The sequence below is a fragment of the Flavobacterium nitrogenifigens genome (genome assembly GCF_003254565.1).
Taxonomy (GTDB): domain Bacteria; phylum Bacteroidota; class Bacteroidia; order Flavobacteriales; family Flavobacteriaceae; genus Flavobacterium; species Flavobacterium nitrogenifigens.
In genome coordinates, this window is record NZ_QJRI01000175.1 from 57,843 (window position 1) to 83,162 (window position 25,320).

Genomic DNA, 25,320 nt, shown 5'->3' on the forward strand with positions numbered 1-25,320 from the left:
AAATGGCTTTAACCATAGCGCAATTAAGGGATTTAGTAAACGTAAACTTAGCAGACAATAGCAATATTGAGCCAATAGAACATAGAGCGGTTGAACTCGCTATAATCGATTACTTAGAAACACTTCAACCAATATCAAGCAGTAATATACCGTTAAATAAAGGTTATATAACAGCAAATAACCTTACGATTGGAGGCGTTGAGGTTGGGATAGAAATAGGTATTCAGCTGTCAGACCGTTTGCGTGCTACAGGAAACGTTACAGGTGTTTCGTGCGTGTCTATACCTAATAACGCGATTATTACGGTTAATCTTCAAAACGCACATCCAAACAATAATTATATCGTAAAAAGCTGGTACGAGCAAGTGCCGACAAGTTCTGTTTTGCTACAAAACGGGTCTAGTCTTGGGAAAAACGTATTTAAAGTTGTTTCACCATCTCAGTTTCAAATCATTTTAAAAGAATGGACTGGGGAAGCTCAAGCATTACGATTACATTTTGAAACAATTGGTTACTAATGGCAGAGCAAAACGAAAACTTAGAGCAAAATATTAGGTTGAATTTTGACACCAATGCAAACCAAATCCAAAAAGAAGTAAACAACTTAGGTGATGCTATAGACGGAACAACGGACAGCATCAACGATAACACGAGCGAAACCGAGCGTAACGCCAAGGCACAAAAAGACCTTAAAGCGCAGTTGGATGCTGCAATTAAAGAGCTTGCGAAAATGGCACAGCTACACGGGGCAAGTTCAAAAGAAGCCATTAACGCTGCAAAGGCAGTTTCTGACCTTCAAAAACAGATTACGGCAACGGCAAACAGTACAAGAGATTTAAACGCAACCTTTGAAGAGGTTTATGGAGAATTGCAGCCGTTGACAACTCGTATGGGTGAAGCCGAAGACCGTCTTTATGAATTGGCACTAGCTGGCGAACAGGCAAGTGAGGAATATCAAGGCTTATTGCAGGTTGTTGGGGAATATAGACGTACCCAAATTCTGACTGATAGGGCAGTAGATGCAGCAGCAGCCACTTTTAAAGACAAATTAGGAGCTGCGACACAAATAGCATCCACTGGAATTAATTTTGCAGCTGGCGCAATTGGCGCATTTGCTGATGATTCAGAGGAAGCAACCAAGGTCTTACAAAAGATGCAAGCTGCTATGGCTTTTGCCGAAGGATTAAAGGGAGTTGCAGAGCTTGGGGAACAATTTAAGATACTTAGAATGGCTATTCTAGCCAGTGCGGCAGCTACTAACATAGATACAGCAGCCGAAGAAAAGAATATCATTCAAAAAGGTATCAACGCAACAGCAACGAGAATACTTACGGCCGCTCAGTGGGCTTATAACGTCGCTTTAGCGGCAAACCCAGTTGTTGCGATAGCGTTGGCAATTGCTGCTCTTACTGCTGGTATTTGGTTGCTAGTATCAGCACTTGCGGCTAGTGAAGCAGCCGAGAAAAAACAGACCAAAGCAGCCGAGGACAATCTTAGAGCCCAAAAGAAACTTACAGAAGCTAGAAAAGAGAGTTTTAAAGAACTGGAAAGGCACAATAAGTTGCAAGAAGACTTGGCAGCAGCTTCGGGAAAGAGTGCAAAAGAGGTTAACGCCTTGGCAAATGCTCACATCAACGAGGCAAGCCGTTTGAGCCAAAAAAACGCAATGATTGCGAGAACAAACTTTTTGCGTGAGCGTTCAATCTTATTGGATTTAAAGGAAAAAGAAGCAAGCGAAGAAGCTTTAAAAGCGCAAAAAGAGGCGATGCTTAATGCTTACAACGAATTGCAGGATTACAACAAGAAAACAAACGATTTAAAAGAGAAGCGAATCGATTTAAATAACCAGTTTTTAGTTGATGAAACCAAGAAAGAAACCGAAGCGAGAAAAAAGGCGGCAGATGATGCTTTGAAAGCCCAGCAGGATGCAAACAAAAAACGACTTGAAGAAGCCAAGAAAGCGGCAGAAGCAGAGCTTGCGCTTAAAAAGAAAAATCTCGAAGATATAAACAATGCGGAAATAGCAGCGTTTAGAGCAAATCAAGATATAAACGCAAAAACAGCCCAAGAAAAGTTAGACCTGCAAAAAGAGCGCGACTTACTGGAGATTGAAGCGTTTAAACAAAAGGGTGTTGACACTGGAGATTTGGAAGCGTTGATAACTGAAAAGTATAACACGCTTCAACTTGAGCTAGACGCAGAGAACAAAGCCAACCAATTGAAGCAAGACCAAGACTATTGGGCCGCACAAGCTGATTTAGCCAAAGCAAATGCAGATAAAGAGAAAGAAATTGCAGATAGAAAACTAGCCCAAAAGAAAGCTGAGCAGGATTCAATTAATGCGTTAGGAAATGCGGCTCTTTCAGCTGGTAAATCTTTGTTTGAAAAGAATAAAGCAGTTCAAAAAGGGATTATTGTTGCAGATGGTGCGGTAGCTTTGGGAAAAGTTGCTATTAATACGGTTGAAGCGGTTTCGAAAGATAACGCGGCCAGCCCGTTAACATTCGGTTTGCCTTGGTCAGCGGTTCACATTGCAACGGGTGCGCTTGGGGCGGCTAGCATTATTGCCAGCACGTCAAAAGCATTGCAAGCGGTTGGTGGTGGTTCGGCAGGTTCAGCACCAGCAATGCCCGACACGCCAACACAAAGCGGAACGGGAGCAAGAACACAGGCAACAGCAACACCGCAAGTGAATTTTCAAGCATCTAGCGAAAATCAAATTGCCAGTTCAATCGCAAGGAATGCACAAGACCAACCACCAATACAGGCTTATGTTGTTTCAAGTGCAGTTACAGACCAACAGGCATTAGACCGTAAAAAAGTAGAAGCAAATAGTTTTTAAATAAGACCCGCTCATTTCAGCGGGTTTTTTTATTGTGAAGCGTTTACTTTCAGGCTTTTCGGTACTATAATAAAGTTATGAAAAAGTATGAATTAGTATTTAGCAAAGACCAGCAGGGAGTTTTTAGGGTTTCACTTGTGAAAGACCCAGCGCTCGAAACTACTTTGCTGCACTTCAACGCTGAAAAACCTCAAATTTTCCACTTCACACAAGACGAAAAGCAAATCGTTTACGCACCTGCAATGATACCTAACAAGCTAATTTTTAGAGCAGACGTAAACGGTGAAAACGCACAAGTTTTCTACACAGCAGAAACAATTGACCAGTTGCAGAAAAACTACTTCAAAAACGGTCATAACTCAACAACCAATATCAACCACCAAGCCGAAGACACAAAAGGTATTTATCCGTTCGAATCTTGGATTGTTCAAGACCCAACAAATGACAAATCAAATGCAATGGGCTTTGATGTTCCAGCAGGTACTTGGATGATGGGTTATAAAATCGATAACCAAGAGGTTTGGAATGATATAAAAAGTGGAAATCTTGACGGTTTGAGCATTGAAGCCCGCTTAGGTTTCAAAGAGGTCAACAATAATGAAAATTACAATAAGCAGACAATGAACAAAAAAAGCATTTTCAAGTCAATCAAAGATTTTTTTATGGCTAATGAGGACAAAAAAGAGTTCACAAGCGGAGATAAAAAAGTTTATGCAATTGATTTAAAAGAAGGCGAAATCTTGACGGATGAAGCGGGCGAACCAATCGCAAATGCTGAGGTTGAAATCGATTCAAAGCTTTATAAAACTGACGATTTGGGAACAATTACAGCGATTGAGGACAAACCAGCTGAAGAAGAAAAAGCAACTGAGGAAATGGCAGAAGAAACACAAGCCGACGTGCCAGCAGAAGCGGAAGCACCAGCAGAGCCAGCCGATGAAAGCCAAGATGACCTTGAGGCAGAAAACGAACAGTTGAAAAAAGATTTAGCAACAGCCCAAGAAGAACTAGCAAAATTACAAGCTGAGAAAATCAAAGCTGATACTGAATTAACAGAAATGAAAGCACAGACCCCAGCAGCAGAGGCAATCAAAAACGTACCGCCAGCATTCACAAAATCTTATGATGAAATGAGCAACTACGAAAAGATGCAACACAATAAAGCAAAATAAATATTAACTAAAAAATGGCAATAAATTATGCAGGAGGGAAGAAAAACCCAGATTTAGAAGCAATTCAATCAGAATTATATGCAGATTCTAAAACACTTAGAGATAGAGTAATCGACATTCAAGAGGGCTTTAAATCGGGTGCAGACGTTTACGAAAGCAAAGTAAGCGTAACAATGAAAGCAGGTTCAACTGATGCGGTAACAAGTGACGGTTCGATTAATTTAGGAGTACAAAAATCACCAGTAGCGTTGAAATCAATAGAGTATAGTGATGTAATCGACGATGCGGTTTTATTCGGTACAAGATTTGAAAAATCAATGGCAGCTGGAGCATTCAACCAAGTGTCAAGCGAATTTGATAAAAAAGTATTAATTCAAGTTGCGCCAGCAATCGGTGAAGACTTGGAAAACCACCTATGGAACGGTGCAACATCAGCTACAAAAGTAGCGGTTGCAGCTACAACAGGTTTAACGGCATCATTCAAAGCTACAGTTGCAGCAATGCCAACAAGTGAGTTCGATTCAATTCCAGTTCGTGCCCTTTGGAACGATTCTAACAGTAAAACAGTTGCTGGCGCAGGTGTTGCGGATTCTGTTAAATTAACTGGAATTACAATCACAAGTGCAAACATTGCAGCTGAATACTCAAAACTATACGCTGGTGCGCCTGACAAAGTAATCAACTCTACAAGTTCAGAGCCTAGAATCTTCGCACCATTAGCACACCGCCAATTAATAAAAATTGCGAACAACTCAGTTGGTGCAGCCCAACAAATAAACTTCTTGGTTGAGGGTAGCGGAGCAAGTGAAAAAATCTCTTACAACGGTGTTGCAATCGAATTCCACCCAATGGTTAACGTTATGATTTTAACTCTTCCTGAGTACTTAAAAGTATTGCTTGACTTAAGCGGTGACGCTTCTTACTTGGAAGTTGACAAGATGGCAAACGGTGCACAAAAAAGATACATCAAAAACAAACAATCAATTGCAACGTGGGTAACTAACCAAAGATACATCACAATTCAAGGATAAAAATAACAGTAGGGCTTTCATCCAGCATTTAGGTGCTGGATTGATGCTTTATAACAAAAGAAAATACAGTAAAAATAAATGGGTTGTACATCAATTTCAAAAAGCCGTAAACTATCTTGTATGTCTTCAATGGCAGGAGTAAAAGCGGTGGGGGTTGCGCCTTTTGATAGTTTAAACAAAATCACGGTAACTGGTGCGGGTGTAACTACACTTGCAAGCGTTTACAGCGGTTCAACTATCGCAAGGTTAGAACTTAAAAATACAACTGTTAACTATTTAGAGACTGCAACCGTTGGAGGTGATAACCGTTCAACATCAGTTGTTGGCGATATTCCTTGTGTATTTAACGTTGCGAAAGGTCAAGATTTAGAAACAGTAAAATTAATAAATGAACTTATAAAAGGTGAGGTTGTTTTATTCATAGAAAAGAACGACGGTTCAATCGTTGCGGCTGGTTCTCAGTTCGGAGCGGTAGCAATTACAACTACAGACCAAACTGGTGGCGCAATTGCAGATTTAAACGGGTTTACGGTAACATTCCACACTGAGGAAGCCGAGCTTTCAAGAAACTACGTATTAAGTTCAACCGCTTTGGTTGATTACGCAGCGGCAATTAAGCCATACGCGTAAGTATCAAATTAAACTAACAAATTAAGGCAGGCAATTAATATGCCTGCTTTTTTTTTCTCAAACAATATCAATATGAAAGTTATCAAATTAAACCAGTTGGAGCAATTTAAATGTGTTCCTAGACAATATCCAAATTCAACGGACGAATTAAGTGTTAAGCTTAAGAATGAATTGACAAATGCAATGATTGATTTGGTGTTTACTTTTTCGGTTTCAGCTTCATATTTAAATATAGTAATTACAGACGTTCCCGCAGATTTTGAAAGCGGTAATAGGTACGAAATAACTATCAGCAACATAACGAATAACAACGATTTGGTTTACTTGGGTAAAATGCTTGTCGTTGACGATAATACGGACGTACAAAATTATGAGTACAAACAACAAAGTAACAGCCGTTACGAGTTCTAATAATTACGCATTCGAATCTAACATTTTAATGTCAGCTTTTCAACCGATAGACATTAAACCAGCTTACGGGCGCAAATGGGTTACCAACGGAATCAACAACGGAAACTACAAACGTTATATTGATGCTTACGACGACAGCCCGACCAATGCAAGTATCATTAACGCATTTGTAAACTACATATACGGTTGCGGTCTTTACGACATAAACGGGCAGAACATAAAAAAGTACATCAGCGACGAAGACGTATTGCTATTATGCCAAGATTATAAACTATTTGGCGGGTATGCAATTCAAGTTATTTGGTCGCTAGCCAAGAAACCGCTTAGAATTGAACGAATTGACATTGCTAAACTTGCGGTTAATCTTGACGATTTTAATTGCATTAACGGCTACTGGTATAGTTGGGATTGGACAAGCCAGTACAGATATAAACCAAAATTTTTGCCAGCATATACGGGCGTTTACAAAGGAAATGATTTAGAAGTTTTGGTTTGCAAAAGACCATCACGAGAGCCGTTTTTCCCATTGCCTGACTACTTGGCGGGTATTCCTTGGGCTAATGTTGAGGGGCAACTCGCAAACGCAGCCAAAAGCCACTTCTTGAACGCTATGACGGTGTTAACTGTTATTAACTATAACAACGGACGTATTCAAGAAAAAGAGGTAGCCGAGAAGCAAGCGCAGGATGTTAGAAACAAGATTACAGGAACGGACAACCAAAGTGCGGTGCTTGTATCATTTAATGAGGGAATTGAAGAAGCAACAACCGTTGACCAGCTTTCACCACCTGAGTTGAACCAGCAAAACGTTTTTTATTCAGAAGAAGCTGAACGCAAGCTTATTGTTGCTCATTCTTGTCCTCCAATTCTATTCCAAGGTTCTAATGCAAATAATGGTTTCAGTTCCAACGCTGACGAAATCGCAACGGCAACCCGTGGTTTGTTTAGAAGACATATAAACCCAATGCGTGAGGTGATTATAAACGGTTTGAATAAGGTTTTTAATGTAATCGATTCAACTATTGATTTGGATTTTGAGGACTTTAAAGAAGAAACGAAACTTGAAAATACCAACAATTCTACAAGGTCTCAGGACTTGGAAAATATCAATCTAATTGATAAGCCTGAAAACAATAACGAAGAGCCTAAAATCATTGAATAATGGGAAAAATTAAGGTTTTAATCAAACCAACGATAATTAGTGAGACAGTTGGATTTGGTGGTAATATCGACCCTGACCAGTTAGCACCAAGCATTATCATTGCTCAAACCACTTACTTAAAGAGAATCTTAGGAATTGATTTATACGATAAAATTTCATCAGATTATAGTGCTGGAACGTTAACGGGAATTTACCAAACGATTTACACCGATTACGTTATCGATATGCTCACCTTTTTTTCTTGCAGCGTGTACTTGTCCATCAACACAAGCAAGACTACAAATGCAGGGACTTACAGAGTTGGTGCTGAGGGTTCGACAAATACCCCACTTAACGAACTCACCATATTGGGTAAGACTTACGAGTCTATAGGCATAAGCTACGAGCAGAACTTTTACAGCTTCATTGCCAAAAATCCAGTTCCCGAATACGGACAAAATAACGATACGAAAAATACAACCAACCTGATAGGTTGGTACTAACTATATGGCTCAAAAGCATATTAATACATCAACTCCAAATGATAATTTGGGTGACACTTTACGTGATGCCAACATAAAATGCGAAGACAATTTTACAGAGTTATATGCCAATAAAGTTGATAAAATCAGTGGTAAAGGTCTAAGTACAAACGACTACACAACTGCTGAAAAAACAAAGCTTGCGGGCATTCCAGCAGATGCCGAAAAAAATGTACAATCTGATTGGTTAGTCAATGACCCTGATAGTGATGCTTTTATTAAAAATAAGCCTGACTTAATCAGTTCGGTAAATTGGGGTGAAATTAACGGAACTCTAAGCGACCAAAGCGATTTACAGCTTGCTTTAGATTATAAACCAACATTCGAATATGTTGACGCAAAGGTAACGCAGACAATTAACGTTGGAACAACAGAATATGCACCGAGCGAAGATGCAGTTTTCAACGGTTTGGCTGTTAAACAAAATGTTTCAGAAAAAAACATAGCCAACGGGTATGCAGGTTTAGATGCTGGCGGTAAAATCCTTACTTCTCAGCTTCCTAATTCCGTAATGGAATACAAAGGCGTTTACAATGCGGCAACTAATACGCCAGCTCTTGTTAACGGAACTGGAAATACAGGAGATGTTTACCGTGTTACGGTTAGCGGTGCAGGTGTGAACAGCTTAAATTTTGTTATTGGTGATTATGTGGTTTATAACGGTTCAACTTGGGAAAAACAGCACTCAGGGAGTGACAATGTTGTTAGCGTGTTTGGTCGTGCTGGTGTTATATCTGCACAAATTGGCGATTATACAACAGCCCAAGTAACTGAAACCACAAATAAGAATTACCAATCCGATAATCAAAAGCTTTACAATGATGCAACGAGTTCAATTCAAACCCAATTAGATTCTAAAACTACTATAGGTACAGCTTTTACAGCTGGAAGAATTCCTTATACAACAAGTCCAAATACTATTGTTGATAGTAGCCGTCTTTTGTGGGCAAACACATCAAGTATTTTAGAAATAAATGGTAGTAATCCTATATATAGAATAAAAAATAATTTGAATAATTATTTTGGGGAATTTAATATGAATGCAGGTGGTACTTTATTTTATAAGAATCATCAAGGAAAAAACATATTTACAGTAACAAATCCAGTAAGTATTATCGAACAACCTCAATTTGCAATAGGGCAAGTATCAGTTGTTCCTGTCGAATCTCAACTTTATGTGTACGGTGGGACTAATGGAGCTAATATAGATGCAAGAGGTTTAGATACAGTAGATGAGGCAAATATAGATTTACAAGGCAATGATTGGGAATCTTCAGGAGTGCCTAATAGTTTAGGATTTTCTTATTTTGGAAGTAATGGAAGACCAGGTACTGTTTTAGGTTATGCTAAAAATAAATTAGCTCAAATAAGATTCCAAAATTCTTCTACAGCATTAATAACCTCAATAAATGAAGACAGTTCAATTACACCTATACGTTTTGGTATTAATACAACTGAAGTTGCAAGCATATCGAATAATGGGTTATTACTGAATACAGAAATAGAAAACACTATTGCGGGATTCGATGCATCTAAACGATTAAAATCGTTAAATACTGTCACATACCCCACATTGCTTGAACTATCCTATGTTAAAGGAGCTGCAAGTTCAATTCAAACACAGTTAAATGCAAAAGAGCCAAATATCATTATTGGTTCTACCTCTCAATACTATAGAGGCGATAAATCTTGGCAAACGCTGAACAAAACAGCTGTAGGGTTGGCTAATGTTGACAATACAGCCGATTCAACTAAAAATGTTTTATCGGCTACCAAATTAACAACCGCAAGAACAATCAACGGTGTTGGTTTTGACGGTACAGCCAATATAACAATTAATGCAACAGATTCAATTCTAAGGCTTGCTTTGTCAGGCGGAACGCTTACAGGTGGTTTAACTGGAACAACGGGAACTTTTACAGGTGTCTTGAGTGCAACGACTATTTACGGTAGAATCAACGGAGTTAAAAAATACGTTGCGTTAGTGGCTCAATCAGGAACAACAGCACCTACAGTAACAGTTTTAGAAAATAGTGTTGGCAATATAGTTTGGAGTAGAACAGCGACGGGGTATTATACTGGAACTTTGTCAAGTGCATTTCCGACAGGTAAATGCACTTTCTTAGCTACAACTAATACACCTTCACCAACATCTTATACAATCAATGGTAATTTCGTATCAACAAATGCCGTTGCATATAATACCTTAGTAGGTGGTACAGGAACAGATAACCTAGCTTTGGCGACAATAGATATTTCTGTTTATCCGTAATAATACAAACTTTAACAAGGGCGGGCGTTTACGTTCGCTCTTATTAAAACTATAATAACCATAAACGAAATCAAATGAATATAGAACAACTGGCGTTAGCGGTTATTTCACTGCTTATCTCAATTATTGGATATTTTATAAAACAATTGTTTGAGAAAATCCAAAAGCACGATGTGATGATTAACGAACACACAACATCAATTAAAGTAATTGAAACAGAACATAACACGCTTAACAATCGAATTGATGATTTGTTTGCTGCAATTAAAGAATTGAGTCAAGAAATCAAACAGCTCTCAAAAGAGTTGAGCAAGAAAAAAGACATTGAAAAATAATGATATTTCTAAACTACCTAAAGAAACTGATTGAGTACAATTCTAATCCATCATCAAAACGATTTATCGGTTTGGTTGCTGGGTTAAGTCTTTGTGTTTATATGTTTGTTTTTCCTAGTGATGCTGCCAACAATTCAGTGTTAATACTTTCTTTGGGGGCTTTGGGAATTAACGCAGCTGAAAAGTTATTGAAGAAATAAAATTATAGTAATAGTATTGGCATAGAATTCAATTTCATATATATTTGATTGAAAAAAATGGAAGACGAAAATAACAATAACATTGCTGAAAGAATTTTGAAGTTCTTTCAAAATAATTTAAGTACAATTGTTGTAATCCCCGCTTTTATTGGAGGCTTATGGCAAGCAATGGAATTGATGAACATTTCACTTCCTTATCTTAGGTTTTTCTCAATATCTCAAATTATTCCCGATGGATTACTTATTTTAATGTTTATGTTAGTGTCTTTAATGCCTATGATGATGAATTTAATTCAAGATTTTTGGGACGAAAAAAAAGGCAAATTTTTATTCAGTAATATAACAGTAGATGTAAATGAGTTGAAACCTCTTGTAAAAAAACATAGTACTACATTTTTAGTATTAGTATTTTCATCCTTTTTAATGGTGTTTATAGTGAACTATTTTAAAATTGTAGCAAAAGACTTTTCAATATTAAACGTTTATTTTATTATTTCGGTTACAATTTTATATGTTATTTATACACTTTTAAATGATTTAGGTAAGGCGAATAAATTAAGACCAGTTAGGTATATTCGATTTTATAGGTTACTTTTTATTTTTACAACTTTATTTTTAGCTAGTACACTATTCCGAGAAATTCACCGAAATTTTTTACTGACAGATGACTTAATTAATATTGAAAAAGCAAATCTGTTGGTTAAACAAAAATTCCCTACAGCTACAAGTGAAATTCTTTATTTTAATGACAAATATCTATTTTATAAAATAAAATTTGAAAAGATGAAGATAAAGGAGTCAAGTAAAACCCTTGAGAAAATTTACATTGTAGAATTAAACGAGATATTTAAAGAAGAAGAAAAGAAAAAGTTATAAATCAGCTCCTAATATTGTTCTACATTCTTTTTTTATAGTAATCATAATAGGTTGAATATTATCGTTAAGTCTTTTATAAGCTGATACCGCATTCTTTTTAACTTCTTTGTTAGGAAATACTAATTTGTTAATAGGATGATTTGGATTATAATCGACAGAGATTTGAAAAGATTCTTCGATGAATTCAGCAAGCATCGATTCAAGATTGCTACTGAAAAAAATTAAATTATCATCGATGTATTTTACAAACTCTTCGTGTGAAGCAATAAAATTCATATGTAATCTTTCTTCGTTTTTTTCGAATGTTGTGCTGTTTGAGATAAGTTTAATTTCTGCTACGAAAAGAGCCAAACTGTTTCTAGTCTTATTTAATAATGCGTAGGTTTCTTTTAATACCTTAAAACGCTCTTCGTGTAATTTGGTAAACTTGAAATTTTCCTTTGCTTTTAGCGAATCCAATTCACTTTGAAATTTTGCGATTTCTAAAGTATGTTCTTTTTTGACGCTTTCAAGTTTCTTGTCAAAAGTGCTCTGAATTCTTCCTTCGGTAATTTTTGTTGCAATTCCAGCAACCAAAGTCGCAATAATCGAAGAGCTGAGAATAGTAGTTAATACGTTTTCCATACAGCGGTTTTTTAACAAATATAATCAATCAATTCAAGTTAAATTATAACCAAAACAATAAGACCGAAGAAAACCAAAGCGACTAATGCTTTAAGAGCTGTCATTTCAATTTTTGATTCCTTTTCCATCTCTTTGAAATGGTTCTGCATTTCTACTCTAATATCTAAATATTGTTCGTCAAGTGATTTTTTCATTTTTTAGTTGAATTTAGAATCATAAATTAAAGATTAAAAAATTTAAATTCATTACGGGATTCCGTAATGATAATGTTTATAAGTTTTTTCTTTGTTTATGATTGATTGTTTTTATTTTCGCGGTAAGAAATTAACTACTTATGAAAAAAATTACAAAAATGCTTCAGGGCTTATTTTTTTTGGGCTCTGTGTTATTAATGACTAGTTGTGCTACTGAAGAAATTGCGCAGAAGAATGTTGCCCAGTCTCCTTTGGAGGCTAAAGTTTGGTTTGATAATCATCAAAAGGATTACAACGCAACGGTTTTAAATTATATTGAAGATTTGCAATGGCAAAATGCAATTGTTTCAAATGGTGAAATAGGAGAAGTTGTAGAAGTACCATTTACTCTAACAGAAAATTTAAGTGCCAGCACTAAAGAAGCCGACCAATATAATGACCATCATCGATTAATGTTTGTGAGAGATGAACAAAATGTGTATAAACTTTTTTATGTTCAGATATTCGCAAATGATGAAGATTATAGTGTTCAAGATAAAAATTACAATTACTATAATATCAAAGATAATTTTGATGGTAATATTTACGTTCAAGAATTAGCTACTAATATCGGAAATAAAATTAAATTTAAAGACGGTGAAAAAGTCGAGCATTCAACCACTGGAAAAATGCAAGAATATGCTTGTGTGTATTTTGGCTGGTGGGGTTCAGATGGAAGTTTTACGCCTCTTTATGAAGTAGGATGCTACGGAGGTAGTGGAGGAAATGGAGTACCTAGTGGAGGCGGTGAAAATCCTGGACCAAGTTATGGTGGTGGAGGGACGTCTGACTCTAATTCGGAAGGTTGTCCAGCAGGATATAGGTATAAACTTGGGGAGTGTGTTTTAGTTGAAAGAATAACTAATTTGCTAACAGGTAAAGCAAAGTGTTTAAATGATTTATTGAGTAGTGCGGGAAATAATTTTGTGAAAAATATATTTAGTCAATTTGCTGGAAAATCAGAATTTAATATTCAGATTGTTTCACTTCCTAAAGTTTATTCATCAACCAATCAAGAAGTGAATGGAACTACAGGTTTTGATAAGGTGAATAGCCTTATGACTATAGAAATAAGCACAAGTAGATTAGATGGACTTGCGGCTTTGGAATCTGCTAGAATAATCTTACACGAATATATACACGCAGATATGTATAGAAAGTTAAATACAACAAATCCTAATGATGCTGATGCTAGAGATTTTAAAAAGGTTTTTGAAACATATGAAAATCAGCACAACGCAATGGCTCAAGTCTATCTTACTAGTATGAGAGATGCCTTAAAGGAATTTCATAAAACAGTACTGAATAGTGATTATAACAACTATGTGAAATATTATGGTGAAGCCCCAAGTGATGCTTTCTATGAAGCTATGGCGTGGGGAGGTTTAAAAGACAGTAATGTAAAAGCTTGGACGGATTTGTCGGCAGATAAAAAAGCATCTATTAATTCATTGGCAAGCAGAGTTCCTATTTTAAGTAAAACTGTTCCTTGTCCATAAAGGTATTAATAATGATACTTTTTGTATATTAGTTAACTAAATTCAATTACCTACTTTAAATCGAGTTATGAAAAAACACATTTATTTATTAGCCATACTTTTATTTGGATTCAATTTACACGCTCAAGAAAAATTAAATGGTACATTCTTTTTTAAGTTAGATGATTCGTACATTATCGAATCCAAAACTAAACCCAATACGTTTTTGATAAAAGATAAAAATGAGGATGAGGAATTTTATTTTAAAGGAGTTGAAGTTGTAAATGATTTACAACCTAATGAAGTGCTGTGTCTGAAAGATTTTGTAAGGACTTCAAAATATTACAATAAAAACAAAAAGAATAAATTAAACAATGCTGAATTGGTAAACTTTTTTAGTAGCGCCACAGTTTATTTAGTTAGAAAAAAGAATAATAAAACCGAATTCATCAAAGTAAATCCAATCGTTGAAATTTATGATTGACATATTTTAAAATAAAAAACCTCGAAATTATTTTTCGAGGTTTTTTATTTTATAATAGTTTGAGCTTTGATACTTCGTGAAATAGGACAATACGCTGTGCAATCCCTGTTGTTCCACCATTGATTTTGCGGGTTACTCTTTGGATTGATAACTCGTTGTTATTGTCAATGACTGAATTAATTTTATTCATCTTCCAGTACCACAATGCGCTCACCAATGCGTTAACTTCAGTTAGTAATAATTCGGGTTCGCTTAATATCTTATCGTTGTTTAAATGCTTTGAAAATGCTTCATAGTTATTGCGGCCCGTTAGCTGGATAAATCCGCGACCGCGATAATGCCAGCCGTCACTGCTTTCAGTATTACCATTGTGGTTAGCGTAAACGTAGTTCGCTATCTTTTCGGGTTGGTGTTCATATTTTTTTGCCGTCTCTAAATCTTTAAAGTATTTAGGGAATATCTTTAAAAGTCTTTCAGCTGAGTAGCTGAGGTTTTCGGCACGTGGCACAAGTTTGCTTTCGTGGTATAGTTGTGACCAAAAGTGCACGCGTCTTAATTGGGTGTCTAAGCCGTATTGATTTAATATGGTATTGTATTTGGTATTTAATTGCTGTATTAATTCATTCACTTAATTTAAAAGGTTAATAGTATTGTTATTTTTTATCTGTGAAATCAAATGTTATTATTTCACACATTGGACTCACACCTTTCCACTGATTGATATAAACCGATGTGTCAATTCCTATATTAAATTCATAGTTCAACTTGGTTTCGTTTATGAACTTTTGAACTTTTTGCGGTAAACTTCTTTCATAAGGATTGTAGCCTTTTGAATTCTCTCTTAAGTCTTCAAAAAAATGGCAGCCTGAATATCTAAAAGGCGTTGACATTTGCGGCACAATAAACGCTCCGCAATCGGCAATTAATGAAGCAATTTCAATTGTTATTAAATCGAACTCAGAACCTTTGTATTTAAGTTTGCTGCTTGTTGAGATTCCAGTTTTTATTTTACCAAATGGTGGGTTTCCAATGGCTTGGTCATAGTGTTCGAGTTGCTCAAAATCGAATATTGACCCGCATATCCATTTTGCCTCAGGCAGTAGCTTTTTTCCAACTTCAACATATTGTGGATTTAGTTCGACACACGTTATGTCGGTGCATTTATTGTAGTGGTAAGCAAAGAATGATAGCATTCCGATGCCAGCGCACATATCAACAATTTTCGCGCCTTCATAAATTTGAAGTGAAAAATCTCTTGCTAAATCAATTGGTGTAAAGAATGCGCCAGCTTCAGAGTTTAGACTATTAGCAGATTCATTCCATTTTTCATAAACGATAAGTTTTTCCTCAAATGTTAGCGAATCTTTTTTTAATAGTTCAACAGCAATGTTATGGTCAGCGATTTGTTTTTTAGTTAATTTGCTCAATCAGAGTTAAAGGTTAATAGCTTCGTTATTTTTTAGCATCATTGAAAGTTTATCGACTATTTTGGCATTTGGGTCGAATGAGTTTTTAGGATAGCTATTGCTTTCAAAATCAGGAATAAGGTTTGTAATATCCCAAAACCTTGGTTTATCCGTATTGTTGTAAAAATTGATGTAATGAATGTAAATAGTTGCATTAGGATATTTAAGTTGTAAAAGTCTTTTGGTTTCAAATAGTCCTCTGATTTTTATTTCTTCAAGAATCCAAGTGTCATACTGGTTGTCGCTTTTATATCGGTTTTTAATTTCACCGATTACCATATCTCTAGTAGTTCCAGTATAATAAGCAACATCCCAAGAAGCTGATGTAGTTTCTGAAAATTTGTTTATATCCCAGTCAGGTTGTTGCGTTATTTGGAAGTCACTGAATCTTGCTCGTCCAATTGCTTCATCTTTCGAGATGTTTTGGTTTATTTCGTTTGCTGTCATATCTATCGTTTATTAATAAATATATGCTACAAGCGAAAAAACTAAATAGTAACCGAAAATTTTTAAGATGAAATCGAAAATAAAATAAGCCAGTAAATAAATGCTGGCTCACTTGTTAAATGGAATTGAAAAATGATGTTATTGCGTTGAAGAAATTCTTTTGTTTTTCTTGGCGGGTCTGTTCGATAGGTTGGGCCGCTTTTGGTTTTCCAGCGTGGCTATCTTGAATATCTTCTATCAATGACTGGCGTGTCTTGTTTTCCCACACCGTACAACCAATTAGCGTGCCGTTGATGTATTTGTATTCTAAGCAGTTGTTGTTTTTAAAGATGTACTTGTAAACGATTCCAGTTTCGAAATACATTGCAATCATACTTTTGTAGTATCTTATTTTAATCGTTTTGTTGTGGTCGTTTAACACATAGGTTACGAGCTTGTTCTTGTTGAATTTTCTTTTCATTCATACCTTTATTATTTTTCGTTATTGATATGCCTGCTCAGTTGCTAACAGGTCTTTTTTTAACTCTTGAACCTTTAACCAAAACACGTCAAAATTATCGGCTGGCAAGCCAATAACTCTAGATGTTACTTTTGGCAAGTCCATAAATCGCCTGTCAGTCAGACTATGAAAATCTGCTGGAGTCATTGTATCACCAGCTTTGGAATAGTAAAACTTGGATTTATAGCGTTCGAACATTAAAGCCTTTTTTGGGTCAGTCTGTACTATCTCAACTTCATCAGGCTTTTTCGTTTCGGCTGGTATTGGTTGTTCAGATTTAGCTATTAGTATCGGCTCACGTTCTTGGACTGGTTTTAGCGTTGAAGCTGGTTTACTTTCGGCTGGTGTTTCAATCATAGTTATCAATACATCTAAATCGACACTTAACTTTGTAGAGCTACCGCCATCAACACCGTTAAAGTTTGACTTGTGGTTGGTGATGATTATGTTTTCTTTGCTTAGCTTGGTGACTCTGTTTTTAACAGTTTGATAGCCTATGTTTAGGATATCGGCTATAGTTTCATATTTCATTTGAAAAGGTTGTCCGTTATCTTGGTAGGATAATATCAACTCGATTAATTGCTTATCGGTCGGTGAAAGAGTTTTTATGTAGTTTAATATTGGATAGCTTCTAATGAATCTTATTCCATTATGTTGTTGTTGAAGCTGTTCTAACTTGGTTAGCTGTTTTTGTGTTGTCATTCATTTTTATTCTAGTATTTGTGTTATGGTCTAGTTTTTTACTTGGACTAGAAGCTGGCAGGAGCTACCTACCAGCACCAAGGTTTTTGAAATCTTTGCTGATTTTTACAATGGTACTTCTTAAATTTCAATAAGTCAACAATTTTCAGATATAATATTTTATTATGTTATTATAATTATTTGTTATAGTTGAAGTGATTGTGATTTCTTGTCCCAAATATCTATAAGCAATTTAAGGTACTCATTTGAGTACTTATTGTTTTAATCTCGGTACTTATTTGAGTACCTGTTTTTATGTCTTGGTACTGATTTGAGTACCTCTTGGTACTCATTTGGGTACTGGTTGGTACTTGTTTGAGTACTTCTCGGTACTCATTTGAGTACGTCATAATAAGAAATATATAAGAAATAATAAAATACTATATAATAATAAATATACACTAGTTGAAGAAAGTTCAAGTTGTTTTATAGATAAAGGAAAAAAAAATATACTTCAACGATAATCTTTACTTCAACGCAAAGCTGGTCGATACTTGTCATAAAATATTATGACAAACAAACACTTCAACGTGCTGAGCTTATTCGACGGTATGAGCTGCGGACAACTAGCGTTACACAAAGCAGAAATAACACACTTCAACTACTTTGCAAGTGAAATCGACAGATATGCAATACAAGTAACACAATCCAACTTTCCAAATACTCAACAGCTTGGAAATGTGTACAACATCAACGCAAAGGACTTGCCCAGCATCAACTTACTGCTTGGGGGTCGCCTTGCCAAAACCTAAGCATTACCACAATCAACAATATTAAACACAACGGAGGGCTTGCGGGTGATAAGTCTAAGTTGTTTTACGAGTATCTACGAATCCTCAACGAGACCAAGCCCAAGTATTTTCTCTTTGAGAATGTCGCTAGTATGACCAACGCAAACAGTGACGTAATCAGCCAAGCACTAGAGTGCGAACCAATCAGGATTAACAGCAATCTGACCACTGCCCAAGACCGTGACCGCTATTATTGGACAAACATACCAGTTGCGGCCCAGCCAATTGACAAAGGGATTGTTTTAGGGGATATTGTGGAGCAAAACCCAGCACCCAAGTATTGGTACGCTCAAAGCTTTGATTATCTTGGAGACAACGAAAAGGTGCAAGCTACATTGCATATCAACGGTCACGACATCTTAAAACGTGTTTACAACCTCAAAGGCAAATGTGGAACGCTTACGTGCTTAAAAGGTGGAAATCACCAAAAGAAAGTATTGCAAGACGGAAAACCAAGGAAATTGACACCGTTGGAGTATGAGAGACTGCAGAACGTACCCGAGGGCTACACGTCAGGAGTCAGCGATACTCAGCGTTACAATATGTTAGGAAATGGCTGGACAATCGATGTGATAGCCCATATTTTACAGGGGTTGGTAAAATAATATAGGAAAAAGTTGCGTATTTCGGATAAAATACGTACCTTTGTTGTATTCGAATTAAAAATTTATAGTAAGTGTACTATAAGTCCGAGACAAAGATATATAACTTAATTGAGTTACCAAAAGAAATTCATATAAATTTATATAAAAAATTAAATTTTAACATTTTAAACCAAAAATAAAGTATGAGTGAAATTAAATTAAACAAACATCAAGAGATGCTTATTGCTAAATTGAGAAACCGAAAAACATTTCAAATCTCAAATGTACACCACTTTCAAAAGAAAGCAGAATTTACGGATTTATCATTAATGGAAACAATCCGCAGTTTTGGAGGCAAACCAGTAATTGTACAACACGGTGAAGAACAAATTGCTTCAATGACAATCAATTTTAACAGTCCAATTATAAAAGTTGAGTTGGAATTTTCAGAAATACCAATAGACCGACTTCACGAAATGGTTGATGTAGCGTATGGTATTGGAAACCAATCTTATTTACGTGAGGATATGACTAAAGATAATCATATTCTAATTGCTGATAACGATGATAATATTACAAGTGTTTATTTGGGTGATGTGATTAAGCTGTTTCTTCTTTCTGAGGACTAAATATTAACAATTATGATAGAAAGTGAAATCAACAAGGAACTAAGAGAGTTGTTCGAACTGTTTGAAAAGAGCAGAGCACAACAGAAAGGTTAACACCGCACAGACTATCAACTAAAACACTATTAATAACTGGCACGCACTAGCCGAAAATGAGAATAATTAATAAATAGTAACTTAAAATTAAATGAATGGTAGAAAACTGTAAAATTGATTGGAAGAAACACTCTTCAAATTTTCCAAGAGTTATGATTGGTAGTAAAGAGTGGCACAAAGCGGGAATGCCAAATGTGTACGGATTTACGTATTTAGTAGACCAAAATATATTGGAAGAAATCAAACAAGAAAAAGAACAACAGAAAAGTAATTAACAATTAAAAATTAAAATGAATGGCAGAAAACAGTAAAATTGAGTGGACGAACCACACTGCAAACCTTTGGTGGGGATGCACAGAAGTACACGAGGGGTGTGCAAACTGCTATGCGGGCAAAATTGCAAAGCGAGTAGGTAGTGACGTTTGGGGAAATGACAAACCTAGGCGAATGATTAAGAGCGTTTGGACTGAATTTGATAGATTTCAGAAAGAAGCTGAAAAGAAAAACGAAATACATAAGGTTTTCGTTGGGTCAATGATGGATATTTTCGAAAAACCAATGTCATTAGTAGACCACAAAGGTAATCCTTATGAGGAAGGTGAGGCAGAATTTTGGAATACAGGACAGTTGAGAGATAAGTTTTTCAATGAAGTTGTTCCGAATTCACCAAATCTTATGTTCTTGTTATTGACCAAAAGACCATCAAACATCAATAAATACATTCCTGAGAGCTGGAAACAGAATTCTCCAAAGAATGTAATGTTTGGAACATCACCTGTGAATCAAGAGACTGCTGATAAGCTGATTGTCCAATTATCAAAGGTAAACGGTCAGAGATTTCTATCTGTTGAACCTCAATTGGATAAGGTCGATTTAATGGCAAAAGCCAATGACGGAACAGATAGGGCACTACTTGATTTGGTGGATTGGGTAATTTGTGGCGGTGAGAGCGGAAATAAGAGAAGACCGTTTAACACTGACTGGGGCAGAATCTTGCGAGACGACTGCAAAACAAAAGGAGTTCCGTATTTCTTTAAGCAGATTGACAAGGTATTGCCAATTCCTGAGGATTTAATGGTTCGGGAATTTCCGAAAAGTTTTGAAGTTCAAGGAACCGATGAATCAGAACAGGTTAAGTTAGCAAGCTAATGCAGTAGCCAAAAGGAGAAAGAACCGTCTCAACCACTCAATAGAAAAGCAAGCCAAGCAATTAATTAGTATTAATTAAAATTATTGAGTATGACAGAAAACCCAAGAGAAGAAGAAATAAGTAGCGAGCTGGAACAGATGCTTGCAGACTTTAAAAAGGCTCAAGAAGCCCGTTTGAACTCTTAGGGTGCAACCAATCCCAAATACACACAGTTATCAACTAAAACACTTTTTATTGATTCATTTCCAATAGTTTAGTTAAATTTATAATCAGAACCGTTATAAAGACTACTATGGAGCACGAAATCAAAGCATTGAAAGATTATCTGAAAGACATTGTAAGTGCTATAGAAGCTACAGAAAAGTACCAGCCCGCTTGGGTCAGGGAAAATCTAAAAGCAAATCTAAATCCAAAGTTTAAATTTACAGCCGATGGCAAAGCGGATTTAGTTTTCGGAAATGATGAGATTTGCGAACTGGAACTAAATTTCAAAGATTCGGGCAAATATCACAAACGCCACATTATAGAAGCTTTGCAAGCGAAATTTGAAGAGAAATCCCAAGAATTGAAAGAGCTTAGAAAAGCCTCTAAATAAGTCCAGTGAATAAAAAAATTACATCAATTATTAAATTTTATTACATTCGTCATTCTAAATCAAGATAATAAAAAAAAATAAGATGAGTGAATTTGCAGGGCTTTTCAAAGATTTAAACAGTAATGTTAAATCGACACTAGTTTCATTGGCGATAGTAATTGGTTTTTGGGTGATTCCTTTTATGTTATTTAAGCCTGATTTTTTTGTTTTTCCTGTTTATGCTCAAATAGCTTTAATTTTTGCTTTAGGTTTTGTTTGGTACGTTTCGACATTCTTTGCCTCGCTACATCTTATGGGATTAATCCTGACTGAAGAAGCGAATCCGACGCCATTACTAACTATTTGTTCTATAATCTTACTTAATATATCAATTTTAATTAGTTATTACTATTCAGTGAGTTTTACCTGTTTTTTGCGTTATGCATACGGAGTACTGGGAGTTTTTTTTGTAGTTCAGTTTGTATTGAACGTAATTATTGATTACCGAAAAGACAACGAATCCTAAAAGCGCTTAAGAAAGTTACAGTTAAAAACAGAAGATAATTTCAACTGGCTCCACCAACTGGTGAAAAGGGAGTAGAGATGATTTAGTTATTAATGCAGACTGGTTTAAAGGGAATTAATTAAAGAAAGTTGAGATACCATATTCCCAATCTTTTAAAGTGTTTAAGATTGATTCTACCATTTCGGGACTAAAACCTTTAACATTAATTGGTATAAAAGTCATAGTGATATTTTTGTCAATTGAAAATCTTACATCAATGCTTGAGTTATTGTCGTAAAAAGTCATAACGGCAGAATTTAAGTAATCTAAGTTTACATTGTGACTTATCAATGTCGCATTAGTGTTTAAGTTGTGATTGTAGTACATCATTCCTTGGAGGAATAAAGTAAAGCCTTTTGGTAACATAGTTAGATTTTTGATAAATGTACGAATTTCTTTTTTTTAAATTGAAATACTTTTTTTTCTTCACTCAAATATTTACTTTTTTGGTTTTGTAAACTATAATTTCTATAGTTGAAGTAGAGTTTTAATTTGTAAACCGCTTTAAACAAAAGATTTATAAAATGATGTGCCATAATTCGGTGCATTTTTTTATGTTATTTATGTATGCTAGACAGGATAGTTACAAAGCATACAGTGGAAACATCAGTAAAACCGCTGATAATAAGGATTGACAAGAGAAATAATTGTTTTCTTTTTAGGGTAAACCCTACCGCGATATAGAAGATATTTATAACTTTGTTTTAATCCAATCAACAAATGAAAAAGTTATGATTGCCAAATACATTAGAATCTCAGATAAGAGCCAAAATACAGAGCGACAGGTTAACGATAGTGATAAGCTATATGTTGATGTTATAAGTGGTAAAACTAAGTTTGCAGACCGACCACAAGCCCAGCAATTAATGCAGGATATTGAAGCAGGTTTGATTACTCAAGTGACAGTACACGAGGTGTCGAGGCTTGGTCGTAATCTGCTGGATATTCTCGGAACACTTGAGTATATGACCACCAAAAGCGTAAACGTCTATGTGCATAATATTGGTATGCATTCTTTGATTGATGGTAAAGAATCAGGAGCGTTTAAGATGGTGGTTACAATACTTGCTAATATTGCAGAGCAGGAACTTAATACACTCAGGGAAAGACAAGCCGAAGGTGTGAGACTGGCTAAAGAGAAAGGAGTTTATAAGGGCAGGGAAGCAGGTAGTAAGTTTACACCAGCTGAGTTGTGCGGTAAGCATCCTGATATTATTAAATATCTTCAACGTAGAGCGAAACAGAAAGATAAGTCTTATAGTGTTAGAGAGATTGCCAGTATTACCAAGAAGAATCCAAGCACTGTTCAACGTGTTTCTAAAGCATTCCAAGAGCTAGGTGGGAAGTTCTATTATAACAAGCTTGTTGACCCGTTTGCTTAGCAGTCATCTTAAGGTGTTAAACAAAAAGATAAGCCCTTAGCGTGGCTTATTATACTTCAAATAGTTTGTGATTTCGGTGTTTTTGGGCTTTTTGGAACACGCATATATATTAAACGCCCCAGTGACCATAAACGAAAAAAGTAGAGCTATAACTTATAAAATACTATGTGGTTCTATTGGTCTATTGTATTTTTCGACATTTATCTTGTTTTGATTCCAAGCATAATAGCTGAGATATTTTCTCCATCTTTCTAGATTAAATTCATTGTTGTGGAAATTCTCTCTTCTTTGAAGTAATGTTATATATGTTTCGGTCATTCTAAAAAGTCCTAAACCTTGCATATGTACTTTGAAAACAATTGTGTTAAAATCATCATCACTGATAATGAAATTATTGCATAGTTCTGCAACTGCTTCCATAATACTTTGACCAGATTCATACCATCTTGTAAGAGTTGAATACTTTTCAAATATTCTGATAAAATAGGTTTCAATTTCAAATAAATTCTTGTTTCTAAGTCCTTGCATTTGGATTCGAGAATCTATATACGGAATAAGATTTTTTTTTAGTAGCCTACCGCCAGTTGATACTTCTAAAACAATTATTTGTTCCTTAATGTTTTTAATTGCAAGTAAGCCCCAGTTAAGTAAATCGTTATCATTAGTCATAGTGTAACTGTTCTTGTAGTCTTTGACAAATCCAATCAAATCCTTAATAAGACATTTTTCTACAATTATACAGCATAGGAGAAATTCATCGTATGTTAAATTTTTCTTCGCTACTTGATTAAACAAACTTCCAACAATTCCTGCTTTTGAGTAGTCATCACATTTATCTATCAAGAAGAGAAGCTTTTCTCCAACTTTTATGCCATACTCTTCTGAAGTTTCTATGTTGCTAATCATTTCTTGACGTTCCCTAGCAGTAGTATCATCCAGGTTTTTAATAAAAGCTATGATTTTTTTCAAGAACAATTTATCTTGAATGCTAGAATTGATACTATAAAGTCCCGTCAAAACATTGATAACTGGAAAATCTTTTAACAATCCATCTTTGAGAACAGAATCGATAGTAAATTCGGTTAATTCCTTAGTCACATCTTGCAGTTTGTCATCCTTTATAATATCTACAAAAGCAGTACTTAAATTTTCCATTTAAAATATTTTAGGTTATAAAAATAGTCATAAATTTTACTAGGGTCAAAAATGTAAATCAATCAAGATAAAAAGAAAAACCCCAATACCGAAATGCTGGGGAGTTCTTAATTTACCATTTATACTGCTCAGTACAGCAGTTAAAGAATACAGTAAACTTACTATAAAAAAAAACATTGGTAAGGAACGCCAATAGGATTTTGATAATAGCATAAACTTAAATATGAGGTTGGTTTATGAATTACAACCTATTTTAACCAATTATACTAACCATTTTCAATTAGTCAACAGGTATCATTAAATCTTTTAAATTAAGCCCTGTATTTAAGCCATAGTGTAAAATTGCAAAAGATGTGTAGAAAAAATCTTAGTTTTGCATTTTCAAACTAAACCAAATGGAACATAACAGATATAAAGTAAGAGAAGCCATCGATAATATTTTACTTGGTTTTAAAGAAATTGAATTGCCAAAAAACGAATCTAAAATATACAGTGATTTTGTTTTGAATTTATTAATGAAGTCTAGGAAAAATACTGCGAAAATTGATGTTTTAACACTAAGGAAAAATAGTGTATATGTTACTGTTAAGCGTTTTTTTGAAATTGAATACACAGTTAAATTAAATTATGTTGAAGTATTAGAAAAAACTAATGATTACTATATTTTAAAAATTACCGAAAGCGGAAAAAGAGCTTATCAATTCAATTGTGAAAAATATAAAATTTATGTTCCAACTCGATTTAAAAGGTTTATTATTTGGTTTTCGAAAGGCGCAAAAGTACTTGGTGATTTTCTGTTTTCAACTTTTCCAAAAGGGATTAAAAGATTTTTAGATAGTGCTTTCGTAAAATTTATTTTGTTTTTAATTCCGATAATCACATTAATTTTGAAATGGGATGAAATTAAAGATTTTATAAGTAAGCATTTCTAAAGATATAAGCTATAAAATGATAAAACCCCTACAGCACTATA

At 35.1% G+C, this 25,320-nt stretch carries 31 protein-coding genes; 22 read left to right on the forward strand and 9 right to left on the reverse strand.

All coding sequences use genetic code 11. The annotated features are described in order from the left end of the window. Positions 1-2: 2 nt before the first annotated feature. The 11 genes from DM397_RS12230 to DM397_RS12280 all read left to right on the forward strand — a co-directional run bounded on the left by DM397_RS12230 (position 3) and on the right by DM397_RS12280 (position 11,452). Positions 3-518, forward strand: a complete 516-nt coding sequence (locus tag DM397_RS12230; protein WP_111377805.1) for a hypothetical protein — start codon at positions 3-5, stop codon at positions 516-518. After that, positions 518-2,842 carry a coiled-coil domain-containing protein gene (locus DM397_RS12235; protein WP_111377806.1) on the forward strand — a complete coding sequence of 775 codons (2,325 nt, stop codon included), beginning with the start codon at positions 518-520 and terminating at the stop codon, positions 2,840-2,842. The genes DM397_RS12230 and DM397_RS12235 overlap by 1 nt, the downstream gene beginning before the upstream one ends. Positions 2,843-2,919: 77 nt before the next feature. Beyond that, positions 2,920-4,014: an XkdF-like putative serine protease domain-containing protein gene (locus DM397_RS12240; RefSeq protein ID WP_111377807.1), complete on the forward strand. Its 1,095-nt coding sequence runs from the start codon at positions 2,920-2,922 to the stop codon at positions 4,012-4,014. 14 nt (positions 4,015-4,028) lie between these two features. After that, on the forward strand, positions 4,029-5,045 hold the full coding sequence (locus tag DM397_RS12245; protein ID WP_111377808.1) for a hypothetical protein: 1,017 nt from the start codon (positions 4,029-4,031) through the stop codon (positions 5,043-5,045). Between the two features lie 78 nt (positions 5,046-5,123). Continuing rightward, entirely contained in the window at positions 5,124-5,675 is a 552-nt protein-coding gene (locus DM397_RS12250) for a carboxyltransferase domain-containing protein (protein ID WP_142479040.1), read from the forward strand. Between the two features lie 72 nt (positions 5,676-5,747). Next, positions 5,748-6,086: a hypothetical protein gene (locus tag DM397_RS12255; RefSeq protein ID WP_142479041.1), complete on the forward strand. Its 339-nt coding sequence runs from the start codon at positions 5,748-5,750 to the stop codon at positions 6,084-6,086. Beyond that, on the forward strand, positions 6,046-7,248 hold the full coding sequence (locus DM397_RS12260) for a hypothetical protein (protein ID WP_111377811.1): 1,203 nt from the start codon (positions 6,046-6,048) through the stop codon (positions 7,246-7,248). Before DM397_RS12255 ends, DM397_RS12260 begins: the two co-directional genes overlap by 41 nt. Then, positions 7,248-7,730 carry a DUF6712 family protein gene (locus DM397_RS12265; protein WP_111377812.1) on the forward strand — a complete coding sequence of 161 codons (483 nt, stop codon included), beginning with the start codon at positions 7,248-7,250 and terminating at the stop codon, positions 7,728-7,730. Before DM397_RS12260 ends, DM397_RS12265 begins: the two co-directional genes overlap by 1 nt. A 4-nt stretch (positions 7,731-7,734) precedes the next feature. Then, positions 7,735-10,041, forward strand: a complete 2,307-nt coding sequence (locus DM397_RS12270) for a hypothetical protein (RefSeq protein ID WP_111377813.1) — start codon at positions 7,735-7,737, stop codon at positions 10,039-10,041. A gap of 74 nt (positions 10,042-10,115) precedes the next feature. Further along, on the forward strand, positions 10,116-10,376 hold the full coding sequence (locus DM397_RS12275; RefSeq protein WP_111377814.1) for a hypothetical protein: 261 nt from the start codon (positions 10,116-10,118) through the stop codon (positions 10,374-10,376). Positions 10,377-10,633: 257 nt separating this feature from the next. Then, entirely contained in the window at positions 10,634-11,452 is an 819-nt protein-coding gene (locus DM397_RS12280) for a hypothetical protein (RefSeq protein ID WP_111377815.1), read from the forward strand. On the opposite strand, the gene DM397_RS12285 is transcribed toward DM397_RS12280, so the two are convergent. Together DM397_RS12285 and DM397_RS23805 are read right to left on the reverse strand one after the other, a co-directional pair. Continuing rightward, entirely contained in the window at positions 11,447-12,076 is a 630-nt protein-coding gene (locus DM397_RS12285) for a hypothetical protein (protein WP_111377816.1), read from the reverse strand. The two genes, DM397_RS12280 and DM397_RS12285, sit on opposite strands and share 6 nt — an antisense overlap. A 38-nt stretch (positions 12,077-12,114) precedes the next feature. After that, positions 12,115-12,270 carry a hypothetical protein gene (locus DM397_RS23805; RefSeq protein WP_162615485.1) on the reverse strand — a complete coding sequence of 52 codons (156 nt, stop codon included), beginning with the start codon at positions 12,268-12,270 and terminating at the stop codon, positions 12,115-12,117. Between the two features lie 197 nt (positions 12,271-12,467). On the opposite strand from DM397_RS23805, the gene DM397_RS12290 reads away from it, so the two are divergent. Further along, positions 12,468-13,808 carry a hypothetical protein gene (locus tag DM397_RS12290; RefSeq protein WP_142479042.1) on the forward strand — a complete coding sequence of 447 codons (1,341 nt, stop codon included), beginning with the start codon at positions 12,468-12,470 and terminating at the stop codon, positions 13,806-13,808. Between the two features lie 67 nt (positions 13,809-13,875). Further along, positions 13,876-14,271: a hypothetical protein gene (locus tag DM397_RS12295; RefSeq protein ID WP_111377818.1), complete on the forward strand. Its 396-nt coding sequence runs from the start codon at positions 13,876-13,878 to the stop codon at positions 14,269-14,271. Positions 14,272-14,320: 49 nt separating this feature from the next. Here DM397_RS12295 and DM397_RS12300 read toward each other — a convergent pair whose 3' ends face one another. From DM397_RS12300 to DM397_RS12320, 5 genes are all read right to left on the reverse strand, one after another. Further along, positions 14,321-14,899, reverse strand: a complete 579-nt coding sequence (locus DM397_RS12300; protein WP_111377819.1) for a glycoside hydrolase family 19 protein — start codon at positions 14,897-14,899, stop codon at positions 14,321-14,323. A 25-nt stretch (positions 14,900-14,924) separates the two neighbouring features. Continuing rightward, complete coding sequence (locus DM397_RS12305) at positions 14,925-15,698, reverse strand: class I SAM-dependent methyltransferase (protein ID WP_111377820.1); 774 nt, start codon at positions 15,696-15,698, stop codon at positions 14,925-14,927. 6 nt (positions 15,699-15,704) lie between these two features. Next, on the reverse strand, positions 15,705-16,184 hold the full coding sequence (locus DM397_RS12310; RefSeq protein ID WP_111377821.1) for a hypothetical protein: 480 nt from the start codon (positions 16,182-16,184) through the stop codon (positions 15,705-15,707). 115 nt (positions 16,185-16,299) lie between these two features. Then, complete coding sequence (locus DM397_RS12315) at positions 16,300-16,644, reverse strand: hypothetical protein (protein ID WP_142479043.1); 345 nt, start codon at positions 16,642-16,644, stop codon at positions 16,300-16,302. A 21-nt stretch (positions 16,645-16,665) separates the two neighbouring features. After that, positions 16,666-17,385, reverse strand: coding sequence for a sigma-70 RNA polymerase sigma factor region 4 domain-containing protein (locus DM397_RS12320; protein WP_111377823.1), 720 nt, complete (start codon positions 17,383-17,385; stop codon positions 16,666-16,668). A 548-nt stretch (positions 17,386-17,933) separates the two neighbouring features. Between DM397_RS12320 and DM397_RS24220 the strand changes: the two genes are divergently transcribed. The 7 genes from DM397_RS24220 to DM397_RS12355 all read left to right on the forward strand — a co-directional run bounded on the left by DM397_RS24220 (position 17,934) and on the right by DM397_RS12355 (position 21,771). Continuing rightward, positions 17,934-18,176 carry a DNA cytosine methyltransferase gene (locus DM397_RS24220; protein WP_111377824.1) on the forward strand — a complete coding sequence of 81 codons (243 nt, stop codon included), beginning with the start codon at positions 17,934-17,936 and terminating at the stop codon, positions 18,174-18,176. Further along, positions 18,071-18,820 (forward strand): DNA cytosine methyltransferase, encoded by a 750-nt coding sequence (locus DM397_RS12330; RefSeq protein ID WP_260677857.1) that lies wholly within the window; start codon positions 18,071-18,073, stop codon positions 18,818-18,820. Before DM397_RS24220 ends, DM397_RS12330 begins: the two co-directional genes overlap by 106 nt. Before the next feature lie 182 nt (positions 18,821-19,002). Further along, positions 19,003-19,428, forward strand: a complete 426-nt coding sequence (locus tag DM397_RS12335; RefSeq protein ID WP_111377826.1) for a hypothetical protein — start codon at positions 19,003-19,005, stop codon at positions 19,426-19,428. Positions 19,429-19,616: 188 nt separating this feature from the next. Beyond that, positions 19,617-19,796 carry a hypothetical protein gene (locus DM397_RS12340; protein ID WP_111377827.1) on the forward strand — a complete coding sequence of 60 codons (180 nt, stop codon included), beginning with the start codon at positions 19,617-19,619 and terminating at the stop codon, positions 19,794-19,796. A 19-nt stretch (positions 19,797-19,815) separates the two neighbouring features. Continuing rightward, on the forward strand, positions 19,816-20,670 hold the full coding sequence (locus tag DM397_RS12345) for a DUF5131 family protein (protein ID WP_111377828.1): 855 nt from the start codon (positions 19,816-19,818) through the stop codon (positions 20,668-20,670). Between the two features lie 293 nt (positions 20,671-20,963). Next, the gene (locus DM397_RS12350) at positions 20,964-21,266 is read left to right on the forward strand and encodes a hypothetical protein (protein ID WP_111377829.1); all 303 of its coding nucleotides are present in this window, start codon (positions 20,964-20,966) and stop codon (positions 21,264-21,266) included. 82 nt (positions 21,267-21,348) lie between these two features. Continuing rightward, positions 21,349-21,771, forward strand: a complete 423-nt coding sequence (locus DM397_RS12355; protein ID WP_111377830.1) for a hypothetical protein — start codon at positions 21,349-21,351, stop codon at positions 21,769-21,771. A 114-nt stretch (positions 21,772-21,885) separates the two neighbouring features. Here DM397_RS12355 and DM397_RS12360 read toward each other — a convergent pair whose 3' ends face one another. Continuing rightward, positions 21,886-22,176, reverse strand: a complete 291-nt coding sequence (locus DM397_RS12360) for a hypothetical protein (RefSeq protein WP_111377831.1) — start codon at positions 22,174-22,176, stop codon at positions 21,886-21,888. Between the two features lie 365 nt (positions 22,177-22,541). Here DM397_RS12360 and DM397_RS12365 point away from each other — a divergent pair, with 365 nt between their 5' ends. After that, positions 22,542-23,192 (forward strand): recombinase family protein, encoded by a 651-nt coding sequence (locus tag DM397_RS12365; protein WP_111377832.1) that lies wholly within the window; start codon positions 22,542-22,544, stop codon positions 23,190-23,192. A 153-nt stretch (positions 23,193-23,345) separates the two neighbouring features. Here the strand turns inward: DM397_RS12365 and DM397_RS12370 are convergent, their stop codons facing one another. Next, positions 23,346-24,347 (reverse strand): hypothetical protein, encoded by a 1,002-nt coding sequence (locus tag DM397_RS12370; RefSeq protein ID WP_111377833.1) that lies wholly within the window; start codon positions 24,345-24,347, stop codon positions 23,346-23,348. Positions 24,348-24,742: 395 nt separating this feature from the next. Between DM397_RS12370 and DM397_RS12375 the strand changes: the two genes are divergently transcribed. Further along, positions 24,743-25,279: a hypothetical protein gene (locus tag DM397_RS12375; RefSeq protein WP_111377834.1), complete on the forward strand. Its 537-nt coding sequence runs from the start codon at positions 24,743-24,745 to the stop codon at positions 25,277-25,279. The last annotated feature ends 41 nt before the right edge of the window (positions 25,280-25,320 follow it).

Bases quoted from the DNA above. Each gene is read 5' to 3' on its own strand.
- DM397_RS12345 (WP_111377828.1), top strand. From the start codon at position 19,816: ATGGCAGAAAACAGTAAAATTGAGTGGACGAACCACACTGCAAACCTT.
- DM397_RS12375 (WP_111377834.1), top strand. From the start codon at position 24,743: ATGGAACATAACAGATATAAAGTAAGAGAAGCCATCGATAATATTTTA.
- DM397_RS12235 (WP_111377806.1), top strand. From the start codon at position 518: ATGGCAGAGCAAAACGAAAACTTAGAGCAAAATATTAGGTTGAATTTT.
- DM397_RS12315 (WP_142479043.1), bottom strand. From the start codon at position 16,644: ATGAAAAGAAAATTCAACAAGAACAAGCTCGTAACCTATGTGTTAAAC.
- DM397_RS12290 (WP_142479042.1), top strand. From the start codon at position 12,468: ATGACTAGTTGTGCTACTGAAGAAATTGCGCAGAAGAATGTTGCCCAG.
- DM397_RS12295 (WP_111377818.1), top strand. From the start codon at position 13,876: ATGAAAAAACACATTTATTTATTAGCCATACTTTTATTTGGATTCAAT.
- DM397_RS12275 (WP_111377814.1), top strand. From the start codon at position 10,116: ATGAATATAGAACAACTGGCGTTAGCGGTTATTTCACTGCTTATCTCA.
- DM397_RS12260 (WP_111377811.1), top strand. From the start codon at position 6,046: ATGAGTACAAACAACAAAGTAACAGCCGTTACGAGTTCTAATAATTAC.
- DM397_RS24220 (WP_111377824.1), top strand. From the start codon at position 17,934: ATGACAAACAAACACTTCAACGTGCTGAGCTTATTCGACGGTATGAGC.
- DM397_RS12365 (WP_111377832.1), top strand. From the start codon at position 22,542: ATGATTGCCAAATACATTAGAATCTCAGATAAGAGCCAAAATACAGAG.
- DM397_RS12270 (WP_111377813.1), top strand. From the start codon at position 7,735: ATGGCTCAAAAGCATATTAATACATCAACTCCAAATGATAATTTGGGT.
- DM397_RS12335 (WP_111377826.1), top strand. From the start codon at position 19,003: ATGAGTGAAATTAAATTAAACAAACATCAAGAGATGCTTATTGCTAAA.
- DM397_RS12230 (WP_111377805.1), top strand. From the start codon at position 3: ATGGCTTTAACCATAGCGCAATTAAGGGATTTAGTAAACGTAAACTTA.
- DM397_RS23805 (WP_162615485.1), bottom strand. From the start codon at position 12,270: ATGAAAAAATCACTTGACGAACAATATTTAGATATTAGAGTAGAAATG.
- DM397_RS12360 (WP_111377831.1), bottom strand. From the start codon at position 22,176: ATGTTACCAAAAGGCTTTACTTTATTCCTCCAAGGAATGATGTACTAC.
- DM397_RS12320 (WP_111377823.1), bottom strand. From the start codon at position 17,385: ATGACAACACAAAAACAGCTAACCAAGTTAGAACAGCTTCAACAACAA.
- DM397_RS12370 (WP_111377833.1), bottom strand. From the start codon at position 24,347: ATGGAAAATTTAAGTACTGCTTTTGTAGATATTATAAAGGATGACAAA.
- DM397_RS12280 (WP_111377815.1), top strand. From the start codon at position 10,634: ATGGAAGACGAAAATAACAATAACATTGCTGAAAGAATTTTGAAGTTC.
- DM397_RS12240 (WP_111377807.1), top strand. From the start codon at position 2,920: ATGAAAAAGTATGAATTAGTATTTAGCAAAGACCAGCAGGGAGTTTTT.
- DM397_RS12265 (WP_111377812.1), top strand. From the start codon at position 7,248: ATGGGAAAAATTAAGGTTTTAATCAAACCAACGATAATTAGTGAGACA.
- DM397_RS12310 (WP_111377821.1), bottom strand. From the start codon at position 16,184: ATGACAGCAAACGAAATAAACCAAAACATCTCGAAAGATGAAGCAATT.
- DM397_RS12355 (WP_111377830.1), top strand. From the start codon at position 21,349: ATGAGTGAATTTGCAGGGCTTTTCAAAGATTTAAACAGTAATGTTAAA.
- DM397_RS12245 (WP_111377808.1), top strand. From the start codon at position 4,029: ATGGCAATAAATTATGCAGGAGGGAAGAAAAACCCAGATTTAGAAGCA.
- DM397_RS12285 (WP_111377816.1), bottom strand. From the start codon at position 12,076: ATGGAAAACGTATTAACTACTATTCTCAGCTCTTCGATTATTGCGACT.
- DM397_RS12350 (WP_111377829.1), top strand. From the start codon at position 20,964: ATGGAGCACGAAATCAAAGCATTGAAAGATTATCTGAAAGACATTGTA.
- DM397_RS12255 (WP_142479041.1), top strand. From the start codon at position 5,748: ATGAAAGTTATCAAATTAAACCAGTTGGAGCAATTTAAATGTGTTCCT.
- DM397_RS12250 (WP_142479040.1), top strand. From the start codon at position 5,124: ATGGGTTGTACATCAATTTCAAAAAGCCGTAAACTATCTTGTATGTCT.
- DM397_RS12340 (WP_111377827.1), top strand. From the start codon at position 19,617: ATGGTAGAAAACTGTAAAATTGATTGGAAGAAACACTCTTCAAATTTT.